Raw genomic sequence first — 14,354 nt, 5'->3', positions numbered from 1 at the left:
CTTTCCCCAAGTGAGAAGGTGTGCGGGTGAGCAAACTTTCGAATGGCGCACTGCACGCCGTCTTCGCACCGGTCGGCAACCTCGCCCGGGTCGACGCGGTCGTACGACGCCTCGCGGACGCCATCGAACTGGGCCTGCTCGCCGACGGCGAGCAGCTCCCCGGTGAGAGCGAGCTCGCCACCCGCCTCGGTGTCTCCACCGTGACCTTGCGCGAGGCCCTCATGGCCCTGCGCCAGCAGGGACTGGTCACCACCCGCCGCGGCCGCGGCGGCGGCAGCTTCGTCACCGCCCCCGACCAGCCGCGCACCGCCCGGCTCGGCCACCGGCTGGCCGACTGGAGCACCGAGGAACTGCGCGACCTCGCCGACCACTGGGCCGCCGTCGCCGGCACCGCCGCCCGGCTGGCCGCCCGGCGCACCGAGCCCGCGGACCTCGCCCCGCTGGAGCGCTCCCTGGAGGAGTTCGAGGCCGCCGACGACCTCGCCGCCCGCGGCCGCGTCTACGGCAGGCTCCACGTGGAGCTCGCCGCGGCCGCCCAGTCGGCCCGTCTCACCAAGGAGGAGATCCGTATCCAGGCGGAGATCGGAGCGCTAATCTGTCTCGCACTCGGGGAGGACGACGCCCGCGCGGCGGTCGTCGAGCTGCACCGCGCGCTGCTCCGCGCCGTGCGCGACGGCGACGCGGAGCTGGCCCGGTCCCTGGCCGAACGGCGGGTGCAGGACGCGATGGAGCGCCTGATCGGACTGCGTCTGACCGTCACCGGCTGACCCGGGCGTCCGCACCACCCGTCCTCCCGCACCGGAGGCAGCCGCCGTGGCCGTCAGCTCAACCGCCTTGGTCGACAGCGTCGTCGCCGACGTCGTGGACCGGGTCCGCGGCACCCTGGAGGACGTCTTCGCCGCCGTCGCCCAGGTCGCCGAGCGCACCACCGCCATCGCCGCGGTCCGTGCCGCCGGCCGGGCCCCGACCACCGCCGACCTCGCCGCCCTGCGCCCGCTGCTGCACGAGCGGCTGCGGCGCCGGCACGACCTGATCTCCGGCATCGGCTTCATCGCGGAACCCGGGCTGCTCGGCGACGTACCGGCCTGGCTGGAGTGGTGGCAGAACCACGGGGAGGACGGGCTGCGGCCGCTCCTGCCCGATCTCGACCCGGGCACCTCGGCCTACTCCGACTACACCCACTGGGACTGGTTCGCCCTGCCCCGCGCCACCGGCGAACGCGCCGTGGCCGGACCGTACGTGGACTACCTGTGCTCCGACGAGTACAGCCTCACCCTGTCGGTGCCGGTCCAGCACGGCGGCCGCTTCCTCGGCGTCGCCGCCGCGGACGTCTACCTGCGCCACTTCGAGGCCGCCGTGCTGCCCCTGCTGCGCCGCCTGCCCGCCCCGGCCGCCCTGGTCAACGCCCGCGGCCGGGTCGCCGCCTCCACCGACCCCCGGCACCTGGCCGGCTCGCTCCTGCGCAGCGTCAGCGGACGGTCCTGCGGACCGATCCCGCTGACGCTGGTCACAGCTCTGCCAGCACCGCCTCCGTGAGCGCCGGCCACAACGGCAGGGCCCACTCGCCGAAGTCACGGTCCGTCAGGACCACGCAGGCGGCCCCGGCGTCGGGGTCGACCCACAGGAAGGTGCCGGACTGGCCGAAGTGGCCGAAGGTGCGCGGGGAGGACGAGGCGCCCGTCCAGTGCGGGGACTTGTGGTCCCGGATCTCGAAGCCCAGGCCCCAGTCGTTGGGGTTCTGGCCGCCGTAGCCGGGCAGCACGCCCTTGAGGCCGGGGAAGGCGACGGAGGTCGCCGCGGCGACGGTCCCCGGGGCCAGCAGCCGCGGTGCCTGCAGCTCGGCGGCGAAGCGGACCAGGTCGTCGACGGTGGAGACGGCGCCCGCGCCGGCCGAGCCCGGGCAGTCGGTGGCGTGCATGCCGAGCGGCTCCAGCACCGCCTGCCGCAGGTACTCGGCGAAGGGGATCTCGGTGGCCTTGGCGATGTGGTCCGCCAGCGCGTCGAAGCCCGCGTTGGAGTAGATCCGCCGCGTGCCGGGGGCCGCCATCACCCGGTGCTCGTCGAAGGCGAGGCCGGAGGTGTGGGCGAGCAGGTGCCGTACGGTCGAGCCCTCGGGGCCGGCCGGTTCGTCCAGCTCGACCGCGCCCTCCTCGACCGCGACCAGCGCCGCGTAGGCCGACAGCGGCTTGGTCACCGAGGCCAGCCGGAAGCGCCGCCCGGTCTCGCCGTACGCTCCCAGGACCGTGCCGTCGCGGCGGACGACCGCCGCCGCGGCCGTCGGGACAGGCCAGTTCTCGATCGCGCTCAGGCTGTTCAGGCTCCGCATGGGCGTGAGCCTAACGAATGGCCTTGCCTGGAGTGCACTCCAGGGTTTTAGCGTGGAACCCATGACCGTGACGCAGGTGGCCAAGAGCAAGCCCGGCAGCGTACGCAGCTGCGCCGACGAGGCGCGGCACCCCCTCCCGGACGGCCGGGACCGCTACACGATCAGCGAGGTGGCGGCCTTCACCGGGCTGAGCGCGCACACCCTGCGCTGGTACGAGCGGATCGGGCTGATGCCGCACGTCGACCGCTCCCACACCGGGCAGCGCCGCTTCACCAACCGCGACCTCGACTGGCTGGGCTTCGTCGGCAAGCTGCGGCTGACCGGGATGCCGGTCGCGGACATGGTCCGCTACGCCGAGCTGGTGCGGCTGGGGGAGCACACCTTCCCCCAGCGCCAGGAGCTGCTGGAGTCGACCCGGCGCGACGTGCTGCGGCGGATCGCCGAGCTGCAGGACACCCTCGCGGTCCTCGACCACAAGATCGACACCTACGCTGACGCCCGCCGGGCGTCGGAGAGGGCATGAACGGCATGAGCGACAACAACGAACCGATCGCCAAGGTCACGCTCGGCACCGACGGCCCCCTGGTCGGCGTGCAGGGCCTGGGCTGCATGGGCATGAGCGAGTTCTACGGCCCCACCGACGAGGCCGCCGCCCGTGCCACCCTCGACGCGGCGCTGGACCTCGGGGTCACGCTCTTCGACACCGCCGACGTGTACGGCCTGGGCGCCAACGAGGAGTACCTCGCCCCCTTCGTCCGCGCGCACCGGGACGAGATCACCCTCGCCACCAAGTTCGGCATAGCGCGGAAGGCCGACGACCTGCGGTTCCGCGGGGTGCGCAACGACCCCGACTACATCCGGGAGGCCGTCGACGGCAGCCTGCGCCGTCTCGGCGTGGACGTCATCGACCTGTACTACATGCACCGCCGCGACCCCGCCGTGCCGCTCGCCGAGTCCGTCGGGGCGATGGCCGAGCTGGTGCGGGCGGGCAAGGTCAGGCACCTGGGCCTGTCCGAGGTGACCGGGGCCGAGCTGCGCGAGGCGCACGCCGTGCACCCGATCACGGCCGTGCAGTCGGAGTGGTCGCTGTTCAGCCGGGACGTGGAGGTCTCGCTGACCGGTGCCGCCGCCGAGCTGGGGGTGGCGCTCGTGCCGTACTCCCCGCTGGGCCGGGGCTTCCTGACCGGATCCTTCCAGGACGCCTCCGAACTGTCGGCGGACGACTTCCGCCGGCACCAGCCCCGCTTTAGCGGGGAGAACGCCAAGCGCAACCTCGACCTGCTGGAGCCGCTCCGCGAGGTCGCGAGGGCGCACGGCGCCACGCCCGCCCAGATCGCCCTCGCGTGGGTGCAGCAGCGGGCGCAGGTCCACGGGCTGACCGTGGTGCCGATCCCGGGCACCCGCAAGGCCGAGCGCCTGCGGGAGAACACCGCCGCCACCCGGATCGTGCTGGACGGGACCGAGCTGGGATGGCTGGAACCGATCGCCGGGCAGGTCGCGGGGGACCGCTACCCGGACATGTCGTCCACGTCGGCGGCGCGCGAGTAGCCGTCCCGGTCCAAGGCGGGCCGCGTCCGCGCGGCCCGCTGGACCGCCGCGAGGACCGCCGCCGCCAGCGGCAGCGACTCGTGGACGAGGCCGTACCCGAGGCCGAACACGACGGTCGCGGGGTCGTCGTCGGGGTTGCCGGAGCGGTGGCCGTCGGCGTCGCGCGGCAGCAGCCGCAGGTGGCCGCCGAGCATCTCGGGGGAGCGCCAGTCGACCCCGGACAGCCCGTCGACCGGGAAGTGCTGGTCGCCGGCCTTCCACTTGGCCGTCGAGGCGCCCGTCCAGAACCAGCGGAAGGACACCGTCTCGCCGTCGAAGGAGGCCTTGCCGTCGTACGCCTTGAAGGACAGGGGCGCGGACGGCACGTCCACCAGGTGGCGGGGGGCCGGTTCCGCGTCCGCGCCGCCGCCGGCCGTCGCGATCGCGGACAGCAGTTCCCCGGCGTAGTACTCGGCGAGCAGTTCCCGCTCGGCGGGCAGCACCAGGCGGTAGGGGTCGGCGGTCTCCTTGAGCTGGCCCTTCGCGGCCTCCATCAGCGGATCGGCGCCCCGCCGCGGGAGCATGCGCAGCGCGATGGCACCGCGCCGCCCCGGGACCAGTTCGACGCCCGCGAGTGCCTCGTAGGGGACACGCCGCCGCCCCAGGGTCTGCAGCAGCTTCGAGTTGCGCATCCCCCGCTCGTAACGGATGAGCACCGCATCGGCATCGAACTCCCATACGGCGTTGGATCCGGCCAATACGTCACCCATACGGGTCATCGTAGGCCGCGTCGCCGTTTCGGGAACCGGCCGGGCGCGGCCGGACTAGGCCACGTCCGCCGTGCACCGGCTGCCGTCGGCGCACCGGACGTCCGGGTAGTGGCCGAGGGCGATGCTGGTGAAGTTGGCGAGGCTGTCGGTGCCGGAGCGGAAGTAGCCCGCGTGTCCCTCGGCGTCCTCGGAGGTCACCACGCGGGCGCCGAAGGACCGGGAGACGGGGTCGGCACCGTGGCCGAGCCCGGCGAACTCCATGTGCGGCACGTCGCCGATCCAGTCGGTGCTGTCGCGGGTGGCCCACACCCGGGCGGCCGTGCCCAGGTCGGCCGCCTTGTCCACCCGCATGCCGGGGCTGCCGAAGACGGTGATGTCGGAGACCCGGCCGGACGGCAGGTCGGGGGCGGCGACACCGCACAGCACCGAGCCGTAGGAGTGGCAGAACAGCGAGACGCTGCCGCGCGCCGGCAGCGCCCGTACCAGCGCGGCCAGCCGGACGGCGCCCTGCTCCGCCAGTTCCCCGGTGGAGGCGTCCAGGCCGACGCCCTGCGGGGTGGTGTAGTCGGCCCAGGCGACGACGGCCGTGCGCGTGTGCGGGGCGGCGGCGTGCTCGGCCGCGTACAGCGAGCGGGCCATGCCGACGGGGGCGCGCGTCGGATCGTCCTCGCGTTCGAAGGAGAGCACGTCGGTGTCGACCCCGGGCACGACGAGCGACACCCGTTCGGCGGTGCCGAGGTCGCCGAAGGCCTCGGCGGCCCGGCCGCGGCCGGTGGGGTCGAAGGCGAGGATCTGCCGGCCGCCGTCGAGCAGGGAGGCGTACCGCTCGGCGCGCTGCGCGGCGTCCTGGCGGCCCTCGGCGGTCAGCAGGGAGCTGTGCGAGCGGGCGGTCTCCTGGGCGCGGGCCGTGCCGAGCGAGCGCCGGTTGGCCTGGTAACGCAGGGCGATCGGGGCGCCGTTGAGGTTGCCGACGACGAGCGGGTAGCGGACGGCGAGCCGTTTGGCCCCGTCCGGCCCGACCGAGGCGAAGAAGCGCGCGATGACGCCGGGGGCTGCCTGGGGGTCGGGGAGCGGACGCCCGCCCACCGAGCCGTGCCGCCACGCGGCCGTGGCCACCGCCAGCGCGTCCCCGCCGCCCTTGTGGTGGCGCAGCGCGGTCCAGCCGGTGGTCGCCAGCATGACGAAGACCACGGCCAGGGCCAGGAGGGCGCGCAGGGAGGGGGAGCTGAAGCGCTCGTCGACGAGGTTCACTGGGGGACACCCTAGGAGACGCCGGAGATCCCCTGCGCACCCCGTGACCCAAGTCACGTTTGGAACAAGGAGATTCCGGACACACCCTGGTGTTCGGCCCACGGCTGTGCCAGGACCGGGACCAGCAGGTCAAGGTGTTCCTCGGTGATCCGGCGGATGGACTCCACGCTGGTCTCGTCACCGTCGCCCCACAGCCGCTGGGCCACCCGGATGACCCCGCCGACGGCCGCCACCAGGACCCGCGGTCGCGGGTCCGCCGGGTCCAGGCCCTCGCGGGCGGCGATGACCGAGGCGAGCCGTTCCTCGACGAGCGCCGAGTGGCGCATCTGGGCGGACAGCAGCGGCGGCGTGGACTCGATCACCCGGTACATCGCCATGTACGTGGACAGCGGCACGACGGCGGCGATGACGGCGCTGATGCTGTGCCAGGAATCGTCCAGCGCCGCGCGCAGCGCCACGAAGGGCGGTTCGCCGGCCGGCCGCTCGGCCACCGCGGTGACGAAGGCCTCCTCGACGCTGTCCTCCAGCGCGAGCGCGACCTCCTCCTTGCCGGCGAAGTAGCGGAAGAAGGTGCGCTGCGAGACCTCCACCTCGGCGGCGATCTCGTCGACGGTCGTGCGCTCGTACCCCTTGAGGACGAACAGTTCGATCGCGGCCCGTATGAGCGCGTCGCGCGTCCGCTGCTTCTTGCGCTCGCGCAGTCCGCACACGGGCGTCGCGCGCATCGCGTGCTTCATCTGCCGTCCACCTCCAGGGGGCACCACGATACTTGCGTGCCCTCCTGACAGTTACCGACGGATGACTGCTTTGGTCAAATGTCAGGGGCTGACATAATCTCTTGCCCATGACCCAAGCCTCCGTCGTCACCGACAAGGGCCCGGACTCGATACCGGCGCCTTCCAAGAAGCCCCTGCGCGGCCACCCCTGGCTGACCCTGTTCTCGGTCGCCATCGGCGTCATGGTGGTGGCCCTGGACGGCACGATCGTCGCCGTCGCCAACCCGGCCATCCAGGCCGACCTCGGTGCCTCCCGCGAGCAGATCCAGTGGATCACCACCGGCTACATGCTGGCCCTGGCGGTCTCGCTGATCACCGCGGGCAAGCTCGGCGACCGGTTCGGGCACCGGCAGACCTTCCTCGTCGGCCTCGCGGGCTTCGCCGTCACCTCCGGCCTGATCGGCGTGTCCAGCGGCGTGGGCATGGTGATCGCGCTCCGCGTCCTGCAGGGCGTGTTCGGCGCGCTGCTCCAGCCCGCCGCGCTGGGCCTGCTGCGCGCCACCTTCCCGGCCGAGAAGCTCAACATGGCCATCGGCATCTGGGGCATGGTCATCGGTGCTTCCACCGCCGCCGGGCCGATCGCGGGCGGTCTGCTGGTCGAGCACGTCAGCTGGGAGTCGGTCTTCTTCATCAACGTGCCCGTGGGTCTGGTCGCGCTGGTCCTGGGCCTGGTCATCCTGAAGGACGTACGGGCCGAGAACGCGCCGCGGTCCTTCGACATCCCCGGCATCGTGGCGCTCTCCGGTGCGATGTTCGGCCTGGTGTGGGGCCTGATCAAGGCTCCGGAGTGGGGCTGGGGCGACCCGCTCACCCTGGGCTTCCTGGTCGGCTCGGTGCTGCTGTTCGTCCTGTTCGCGTTCTGGGAGACCAAGGCCTCCGAGCCGCTGATCCCGCTGCGGATGTTCCGCTCGGTGCCGCTGTCCGCGGGTACCGCGCTGATGGTGCTGATGGCCTTCGCCTTCCTGGGCGGCCTGTTCTTCGTCACCTTCTACCTGCAGAACGTGCACGGGATGTCGGCGGTGGAGTGCGGTGTCCACCTGCTGCCGCTCACCGCGATGATGATCGTCAGTTCGCCGGTCGCCGGCGCGCTGATCACCAAGTTCGGCCCGCGGGTGCCGCTGGTCGGCGGCATGGTGTGCACGGCGGTCGCGATGTTCGGGATGACCGGCCTGGAGGCGGACTCCGGCACCCTGGTCATGTCCGTGTGGTTCGGGCTGCTGGGCCTTGGCCTGGCCCCGGTGATGGTCGGCGCCACCGACGTCATCGTCGGCAACGCGCCGCTGGAGCTGTCCGGCGTGGCCGGCGGCCTCCAGGGCTCCGCGATGCAGGTCGGCGGCAGTCTGGGCACCGCCGTCCTCGGTACGGTCATGGCGTCCCGTGTGGACGGCCTGCTGCCCGAGAAGTGGGCCGCGGCCGGACTGCCCCCGCTCAAGGGCGAGCAGGCCGCGCAGGCCGCCGACGCGGTCGTGGTCGGTGTGCCGCCGGTCGCCAAGGACACCCCGGCCGAGATCGTCGCGGTGATCACGAAGATCACCAACGAGACCTTCCTCTCGGGGATGGGGCTGGCCTTCACCGTCGCCGGCATCGTGGCGGCCTTCGCGGCGGGCATCGCCTTCCTGACCAAGCGCGGCGTCAACGCGGACGCCGCCGGCGGCGGGGTGCACATCTGACGCCGGACGATTCCCTATCCGGGTGAACGAGGCCCGGGGCCCTTGGCGGCCCCGGGCCTCGCCGTTCACCGTGGAGCTCCGACCACCACGGGGGAGTGATCCACATGCGCAGCGCAGCCCTGACCCTTGTCCTGACCACGGCCGTCGTGGCCGCCGCGGCCCTGGCCGCCCCGGCCCCGCACGCGACGGCCGCCCCCGCGGGCGGCTGCGACCCCGGGGAGCTGTGCCTGTGGAGCAGACCGGACTACCGCGGGGCGCGCCTGGTCCACGAGCTCGCCGACACCGACGTCAACTCCTGCGTGCCGCTGCCGCCCGGGACGTCCGCGAAGTCGTTCGTCAACCGGACCCGCAAGCTCGTGACGACCTACCAGAGCGCCGAGTGCTCCACCGAGGGCGACTTCGTGACGTTCCCGTCCGGCACCTGGGTCCCGGAGTCCCGGCACACGGTCCGCGCCTTCCAGATCGTCGACCAGTGACACGGGCCCGCGGGGAGCCGGGAAAGGCCAGGGGCCCCCGTCGCGCCACCGCGCGACGGGGGCCCCTGGCCTTTGACGACGGCGTTACGCGTCGCCGCCCGCGGCGCCGGGGTCGGCGGCGGCGACGTCGAGCAGCTGGTAGCGGTCGATCGCCTGCTTCAGCACGGAGCGGTCGATCTTCCCCTCCTTGGCGAGCTCGGTGAGCACGCCGAGGACCACCGACTGGGCGTCGATGTGGAAGAACCGGCGCGCCGCGCCACGGGTGTCGGCGAAGCCGAAGCCGTCGGCACCGAGGGACTGCCAGGTGCCCGGCACCCAGCGGGAGATCTGGTCCGGGACGGCCCGCATCCAGTCCGAGACGGCCACGAACGGGCCCTCGGAGCCGCTGAGCTTCTGCGTCACGTACGGGACGCGCTGCTCCTCCTCGGGGTGGAGCAGGTTGTGCTCCTCGGCCTCGACGGCGTCGCGCCGCAGCTCGTTCCAGGAGGTCGCGGACCACACGTCGGCCCGGACGTTCCACTCCTCGGCGAGGATCTTCTGGGCCTCCAGCGCCCACGGCACGGCCACGCCGGACGCCAGGATCTGCGCCGGGATCGCGCCCGCCTCGGCGGTCCGGTACCTGTACAGGCCCTTGAGGATGCCCTCGGTGTCCACGCCCTCCGGCTCGGCCGGCTGGACGATCGGCTCGTTGTAGACGGTGAGGTAGTAGAAGACGTCCTCGTTGGCCTCGCCGTACATGCGGCGCAGACCGTCCCTGACGATGTGCGCGATCTCGAAGCCGAACGCCGGGTCGTACGCGACGACGGCCGGGTTGGTCGAGGCCAGCAGGTGCGAGTGGCCGTCGGCGTGCTGCAGGCCCTCACCGGTGAGGGTGGTGCGGCCCGCCGTGGCACCGAGCACGAAGCCGCGCGCCAGCTGGTCGGCCATCTGCCAGAACTGGTCGCCGGTGCGCTGGAAGCCGAACATCGAGTAGAAGACGTACACCGGGATCAGCGGCTCGCCGTGCGTGGCGTAGGAGGAGCCGGCGGCGATCAGCGAGGCGGTGCAGCCCGCCTCGGAGATGCCGTCGTGCAGCATCTGACCGGTCGGGGACTCCTTGTACGCCAGCAGCAGCTCGCGGTCGACGGACTCGTACGTCTGGCCCAGCGGGTTGTAGATCTTGGCCGACGGGAAGAGCGAGTCCATGCCGAAGGTGCGGTACTCGTCGGGGGCGATCGGCACGAAGCGCTTGCCGATCTCCTTGTCCCGCATGAGGTCCTTCAGCAGCCGGACGAAGGCCATCGTGGTGGCGATCGTCTGCTGGCCGGAGCCCTTGCGGGTGCCCGCGTAGGCCTTGTCGTCCGGCAGTGCCAGCGGCTTGGCGCGCACGACGCGGGTCGGGACGTAGCCGCCCAGGCCCTTGCGCCGGTCGTGCATGTACTGGATCTCCTCCGAGTTCCGGCCCGGGTGGTAGTACGGCGGGGCGCCGGACTCCAGCTCCTTGTCGGAGATCGGCAGGTGCAGCCGGTCGCGGAAGCGCTTGAGGTCGTCGACCGTCAGCTTCTTCATCTGGTGGGTCGCGTTGCGGCCCTCGAAGTTCGGGCCGAGCGTCCAGCCCTTGACGGTCTGGGCCAGGATCACGGTCGGCTGGCCCTTGTGCTCGCGGGCCGCCTTGTACGCCGCGTAGATCTTGCGGTGGTCGTGGCCGCCGCGGCCCAGGTGCAGGACCTGGTCGTCGGTGAGGCCCTCGACCATCTTGCGCAGCCGGTGGTCGTCACCGAAGAAGTGGTCGCGGATGTACGAGCCGGTCTCGGTGGCGTAGGTCTGGAACTGGCCGTCGGGCGTGGTGTTGAGCTTGTTCACCAGCACGCCGTCGCGGTCCTGCGCGAGCAGCGGGTCCCAGGTGCGGTCCCAGATCAGCTTGATGACGTTCCAGCCGGCGCCGCGGAACTGCGACTCCAGCTCCTGGATGATCTTGCCGTTGCCGCGCACCGGGCCGTCGAGCCGCTGCAGGTTGCAGTTGACGACGAAGGTCAGGTTGTCCAGGCCCTCACGGGCGGCCAGGGACAGCTGGCCGAGCGACTCCGGCTCGTCCATCTCGCCGTCGCCGAGGAAGGCCCACACGTGCGACTGCTCGGTGTCGGCGATGCCGCGCGCCTGCAGGTAACGGTTCATCCGGGCCTGGTAGATCGCACCCAGCGGGCCGAGGCCCATGGAGACGGTCGGGAACTCCCAGAAGTCCGGCATGAGCCGCGGGTGCGGGTAGCTCGACAGGCCGTACGGCGCCTTGGACTTCTCCTGGCGGAACGCGTCGAGCTGGGTCTCGGAGAGCCGGTCCAGCAGGAAGGCACGGGCGTACACGCCGGGGGAGGCGTGGCCCTGGAAGAAGATCTGGTCCCCTCCCTTGCCGTCGTCCTTGCCCCGGAAGAAGTGGTTGAAGCCCACGTCGTACAGAGAGGCGGAGGAAGCGAAGGTGGCGATGTGCCCGCCGACGCCGATACCCGGACGCTGCGCCCGGGACACCATGACCGCCGCGTTCCAGCGGGTCGCGTTCAGGATGCGCCGCTCGATGTCCTCGTTGCCGGGGAAGAACGGTTCGTCCTTGGTCGCGATGGTGTTCACGTAATCCGTGCTGCGCATCTCGGGCACGGCAACCCGCCGCTCGCGGGCTCGCTCGATCAGGCGGAGCATGAGGTAGCGGGCGCGCTCGCGTCCGCGCTCGTCGATGGCGGCGTCAAGCGAGTCGAGCCATTCCGCCGTCTCCTCGGGATCGAAATCCGGGACCTGGCTGGGAAGGCCGCCAATGATGATCGGGTTGCGATCTGATCCGGAAGCCACGCTATTCCTTCGCTTCTAGGGTCTTGCTCTGCTGGGTCGCGCCGCCTCCATCGTGTACCGCGCGTTCGGGATACGTCATCTCTACTGAGTGGTAACCACCACTAAGTGAGACAGACCCCTCTTCCAGACCCTCTTGAGGCTCTCGCATGGCTGTCCGGTGGCCGTACGACCAAACCGCAACTCTACGCCCACTCGGACGTACGACCGACCGCAACCCCGATTCGGGAGAAATGCTGGCATAGTGGAGTGAGCCACGTCACCCCTCACGGTTCGGGTTGCGGTGACACGTCAACGTTTGGGCGGGATGGGCGGCTGGGTACTTGCGCGATCCGCCGCGCCCGTGTGGACTACCGCCCATAACCCCGCACAGGAGCGGGAAGACAACCCCCATGACAGGAGGCAGAGCGTGAGCGCGACCGCGGGCCACGCGGAGGAGCAAACCAACCCGGCGAGCCGGCTTGGTTTTGAGCCCGGACAGGTGGTCCAGGAGCTCGGCTACGACGATGACGTCGATCACGAGCTCCGTGAGGGTATTGAGGGGATCACGGGCGAAGAGCTCGCGGACGAGGAGTACGACGACGTCGCCGACGGCGTCATCCTCTGGTTCCGTGATGATGACGGCGATCTGACCGACGCCCTGGTCGACGCCACGTCCGCCATCGACGAGGGCGCCCAGATCTGGCTCATGACCCCGAAGACCGGCCGTGACGGGCACGTCGAGCCGAGTGACATCGGAGAGGCCGCGCAGACTGCCGGCCTGGCTCAGACCAGCAGTGTCAACGTCTCCAAGGACTGGACCGCCAGTCGACTGGTGACCCCCAAGACGGCGAAGGCCGGCAAGCGCTGAGGCGTTCCTGACCGGCACCGCGCCCCCGTGACCGAGCGTCGCGGGGGCGCCTCGCATTGCCCCGGCGCGGCGGTGCGAGACTGGCCGCGGGGCCCCGCGCCGCGGGTCCCGTCACCGTCACCGGAGAGGTGTGTCCACCATGGCGCTCGCCGTAGGCGAAAAGGCCCCCGACTTCGAGCTGCGGGACCAGCACGGCCGGACCGTGCGGCTGTCCGACTTCCAGGGCTCCAGGAACGTCGTCCTGCTCTTCTTCCCCTTCGCCTTCACCGGGGTCTGCACGGGCGAGCTGTGCGCGCTCCGCGACGAGCTGCCGGCCTTCCAGAACGACGAGGTCCAGCTGCTCGCGGTCTCCAACGACTCGATGCACACCCAGCGCGTCTTCTCCGAGCAGGAGGGCCTGGAGTACCCGCTGCTGTCCGACTTCTGGCCGCACGGCGAGGTCTCCCGGGCTTACGGCGTCTTCGCCGAGGACAAGGGCTGCGCGGTGCGCGGCACCTTCGTCATCGACAAGGAGGGCGTGGTCCGTTGGACCGTCGTCAACGGCCTGCCGGACGCCCGCGACCTGAACGAGTACGTCAAGGCGCTCGAAGCCCTGTAGTCCTGGGGAACCGGGTACTAACCTCAGGGCGTTGATCCTGATACGAGCAGCACGCGATGACATGGGAGGACCCGTGGGAGTCAGCCTCAGCAAGGGTGGCAACGTATCGCTGACGAAGGAGGCCCCCAACCTCACGGCCGTCATCGTCGGCCTCGGCTGGGACGCCCGCACCACCACGGGCGCGGACTTCGACCTCGACGCCAGTGCCCTGCTCACCGGTGCGGAGGGCAAGGTCCTCTCCGACCAGCACTTCGTCTTCTTCAACAACCTCAGGAGCCCCGACGGCTCCGTGGAGCACACCGGCGACAACATCACCGGTGAGGGCGAGGGGGACGACGAGCAGATCAAGGTGAACCTGGCCGGCGTGCCGGCCGAGGTCGCCAAGATCGTCTTCCCGGTGTCGATCTACGACGCCGAGAGCCGTCAGCAGTCGTTCGGCCAGGTCCGCAACGCCTTCATCCGCGTCGTCAACCAGGCCGACGACAAGGAGCTGGCCCGTTACGACCTCACCGAGGACGCCTCGACCGAGACGGCGATGGTCTTCGGCGAGCTGTACCGGCACGGGGCGGAGTGGAAGTTCCGGGCCATCGGCCAGGGATACGCGTCCGGCCTGCGCGGCATCGCGCAGGACTTCGGCGTCAACGTCTGATTCGCCGGGGCCTCGCGGTCCGCGTCCGGCGGACCGCGAGCCCCGCGGGGGAGGAGAACAGCATGGGCGTGACGCTCGCCAAGGGGGGCAACGTCTCCCTCACCAAGGCCGCACCCAATCTGACCAACGTGCTGATCGGGCTCGGCTGGGACGCGCGCTCCACCACAGGGGCGCCCTTCGACCTGGACGCCAGCGCGCTGCTGTGCGCCTCGGGCCGGGTGCTCGGCGACGAGTACTTCGTCTTCTACAACAACCTCAAGAGCCCGGAGGGCTCGGTCGAGCACACCGGCGACAACCTGACCGGTGACGGCGACGGCGACGACGAGGTCCTGCTGGTGGACCTGTCGGCCGTGCCCGAGCGGGTCGACAAGATCGTCTTCCCGGTCTCCATCTACGACGCCGACGCCCGCGGCCAGACGTTCGGCCAGGTCAGCAACGCCTTCATCCGGGTGGTCAACCAGACCGACCAGAGCGAACTGGCACGCTACGACCTCTCCGAGGACGCCTCCAGCGAAACGGCGATGATCTTCGGAGAGCTGTACCGGTACGGCGGCGAATGGAAGTTCCGAGCCGTTGGCCAGGGGTATGCATCAGGCCTCCGGGGCATCGCCCTAGACTTTGGGGTCAACGTTTCGTAAAGGGATTGG

General features: G+C 71.4%; 15 protein-coding genes. 10 read left to right on the top strand and 5 right to left on the bottom strand.

What is annotated here, in order from left to right; all coding sequences use genetic code 11:
• The first annotated feature begins 20 nt into the window (after window positions 1-20).
• Together ACFYYN_RS10190 and ACFYYN_RS10185 are read left to right on the top strand one after the other, a co-directional pair.
• Window positions 21-767, top strand: coding sequence for a FadR/GntR family transcriptional regulator (locus ACFYYN_RS10190; protein ID WP_500545395.1), 747 nt, complete (start codon window positions 21-23; stop codon window positions 765-767).
• Between the two features lie 46 nt (window positions 768-813).
• The gene (locus ACFYYN_RS10185) at window positions 814-1,536 is read left to right on the top strand and encodes a cache domain-containing protein (RefSeq protein ID WP_500322084.1); all 723 of its coding nucleotides are present in this window, start codon (window positions 814-816) and stop codon (window positions 1,534-1,536) included.
• Here ACFYYN_RS10185 and ACFYYN_RS10180 read toward each other — a convergent pair.
• Entirely contained in the window at window positions 1,508-2,326 is an 819-nt protein-coding gene (locus tag ACFYYN_RS10180; RefSeq protein ID WP_500322085.1) for a serine hydrolase domain-containing protein, read from the bottom strand. The two genes, ACFYYN_RS10185 and ACFYYN_RS10180, sit on opposite strands and share 29 nt — an antisense overlap.
• Window positions 2,327-2,387: 61 nt before the next feature.
• On the opposite strand from ACFYYN_RS10180, the gene ACFYYN_RS10175 reads away from it, so the two are divergent.
• Both ACFYYN_RS10175 and ACFYYN_RS10170 read left to right on the top strand, forming a co-directional pair.
• Complete coding sequence (locus tag ACFYYN_RS10175) at window positions 2,388-2,849, top strand: MerR family transcriptional regulator (protein WP_500322087.1); 462 nt, start codon at window positions 2,388-2,390, stop codon at window positions 2,847-2,849.
• A gap of 5 nt (window positions 2,850-2,854) precedes the next feature.
• Complete coding sequence (locus ACFYYN_RS10170) at window positions 2,855-3,874, top strand: aldo/keto reductase (RefSeq protein ID WP_500545487.1); 1,020 nt, start codon at window positions 2,855-2,857, stop codon at window positions 3,872-3,874.
• On the opposite strand, the gene ACFYYN_RS10165 is transcribed toward ACFYYN_RS10170, so the two are convergent.
• From ACFYYN_RS10165 to ACFYYN_RS10155, 3 genes are read right to left on the bottom strand one after another with little or no spacing between them, the layout of a single operon-like run.
• Window positions 3,835-4,623: a DUF4429 domain-containing protein gene (locus ACFYYN_RS10165; RefSeq protein WP_500545394.1), complete on the bottom strand. Its 789-nt coding sequence runs from the start codon at window positions 4,621-4,623 to the stop codon at window positions 3,835-3,837. The two genes, ACFYYN_RS10170 and ACFYYN_RS10165, sit on opposite strands and share 40 nt — an antisense overlap.
• A 54-nt stretch (window positions 4,624-4,677) precedes the next feature.
• Window positions 4,678-5,874, bottom strand: a complete 1,197-nt coding sequence (locus ACFYYN_RS10160) for an alpha/beta hydrolase (RefSeq protein WP_500545393.1) — start codon at window positions 5,872-5,874, stop codon at window positions 4,678-4,680.
• Between the two features lie 53 nt (window positions 5,875-5,927).
• Entirely contained in the window at window positions 5,928-6,611 is a 684-nt protein-coding gene (locus ACFYYN_RS10155) for a TetR/AcrR family transcriptional regulator (RefSeq protein WP_500322090.1), read from the bottom strand.
• 107 nt (window positions 6,612-6,718) lie between these two features.
• Here ACFYYN_RS10155 and ACFYYN_RS10150 point away from each other — a divergent pair, with 107 nt between their 5' ends.
• Entirely contained in the window at window positions 6,719-8,320 is a 1,602-nt protein-coding gene (locus ACFYYN_RS10150; RefSeq protein ID WP_500322091.1) for an MFS transporter, read from the top strand.
• A gap of 104 nt (window positions 8,321-8,424) precedes the next feature.
• The gene (locus tag ACFYYN_RS10145; protein ID WP_500322092.1) at window positions 8,425-8,796 is read left to right on the top strand and encodes a peptidase inhibitor family I36 protein; all 372 of its coding nucleotides are present in this window, start codon (window positions 8,425-8,427) and stop codon (window positions 8,794-8,796) included.
• Window positions 8,797-8,880: 84 nt separating this feature from the next.
• On the opposite strand, the gene aceE is transcribed toward ACFYYN_RS10145, so the two are convergent.
• Window positions 8,881-11,613 carry a pyruvate dehydrogenase (acetyl-transferring), homodimeric type gene (gene aceE / locus ACFYYN_RS10140; RefSeq protein WP_500545392.1) on the bottom strand — a complete coding sequence of 911 codons (2,733 nt, stop codon included), beginning with the start codon at window positions 11,611-11,613 and terminating at the stop codon, window positions 8,881-8,883.
• A gap of 406 nt (window positions 11,614-12,019) precedes the next feature.
• Here aceE and ACFYYN_RS10135 point away from each other — a divergent pair, with 406 nt between their 5' ends.
• From ACFYYN_RS10135 to ACFYYN_RS10120, 4 genes are all read left to right on the top strand, one after another.
• Window positions 12,020-12,460, top strand: coding sequence for a DUF3052 domain-containing protein (locus ACFYYN_RS10135; protein ID WP_026250565.1), 441 nt, complete (start codon window positions 12,020-12,022; stop codon window positions 12,458-12,460).
• Window positions 12,461-12,599: 139 nt separating this feature from the next.
• A complete protein-coding gene (locus tag ACFYYN_RS10130) occupies window positions 12,600-13,058 on the top strand; it encodes a peroxiredoxin (RefSeq protein ID WP_499511688.1) in 459 nt (152 codons plus the stop codon).
• Between the two features lie 73 nt (window positions 13,059-13,131).
• The gene (locus tag ACFYYN_RS10125; protein ID WP_500545391.1) at window positions 13,132-13,707 is read left to right on the top strand and encodes a TerD family protein; all 576 of its coding nucleotides are present in this window, start codon (window positions 13,132-13,134) and stop codon (window positions 13,705-13,707) included.
• A gap of 62 nt (window positions 13,708-13,769) precedes the next feature.
• Window positions 13,770-14,345, top strand: a complete 576-nt coding sequence (locus tag ACFYYN_RS10120; RefSeq protein ID WP_500322098.1) for a TerD family protein — start codon at window positions 13,770-13,772, stop codon at window positions 14,343-14,345.
• Window positions 14,346-14,354: the final 9 nt, after the last annotated feature.

The sequence above is a fragment of the Streptomyces sp. NPDC001902 genome (genome assembly GCF_042891295.1).
In the GTDB taxonomy this organism is placed as follows: Bacteria; Actinomycetota; Actinomycetes; order Streptomycetales; family Streptomycetaceae; genus Actinacidiphila.
The sequence above is the reverse complement of the archived record's forward strand: the minus strand, read 5'-3'. Positions and strand labels throughout refer to the sequence as shown.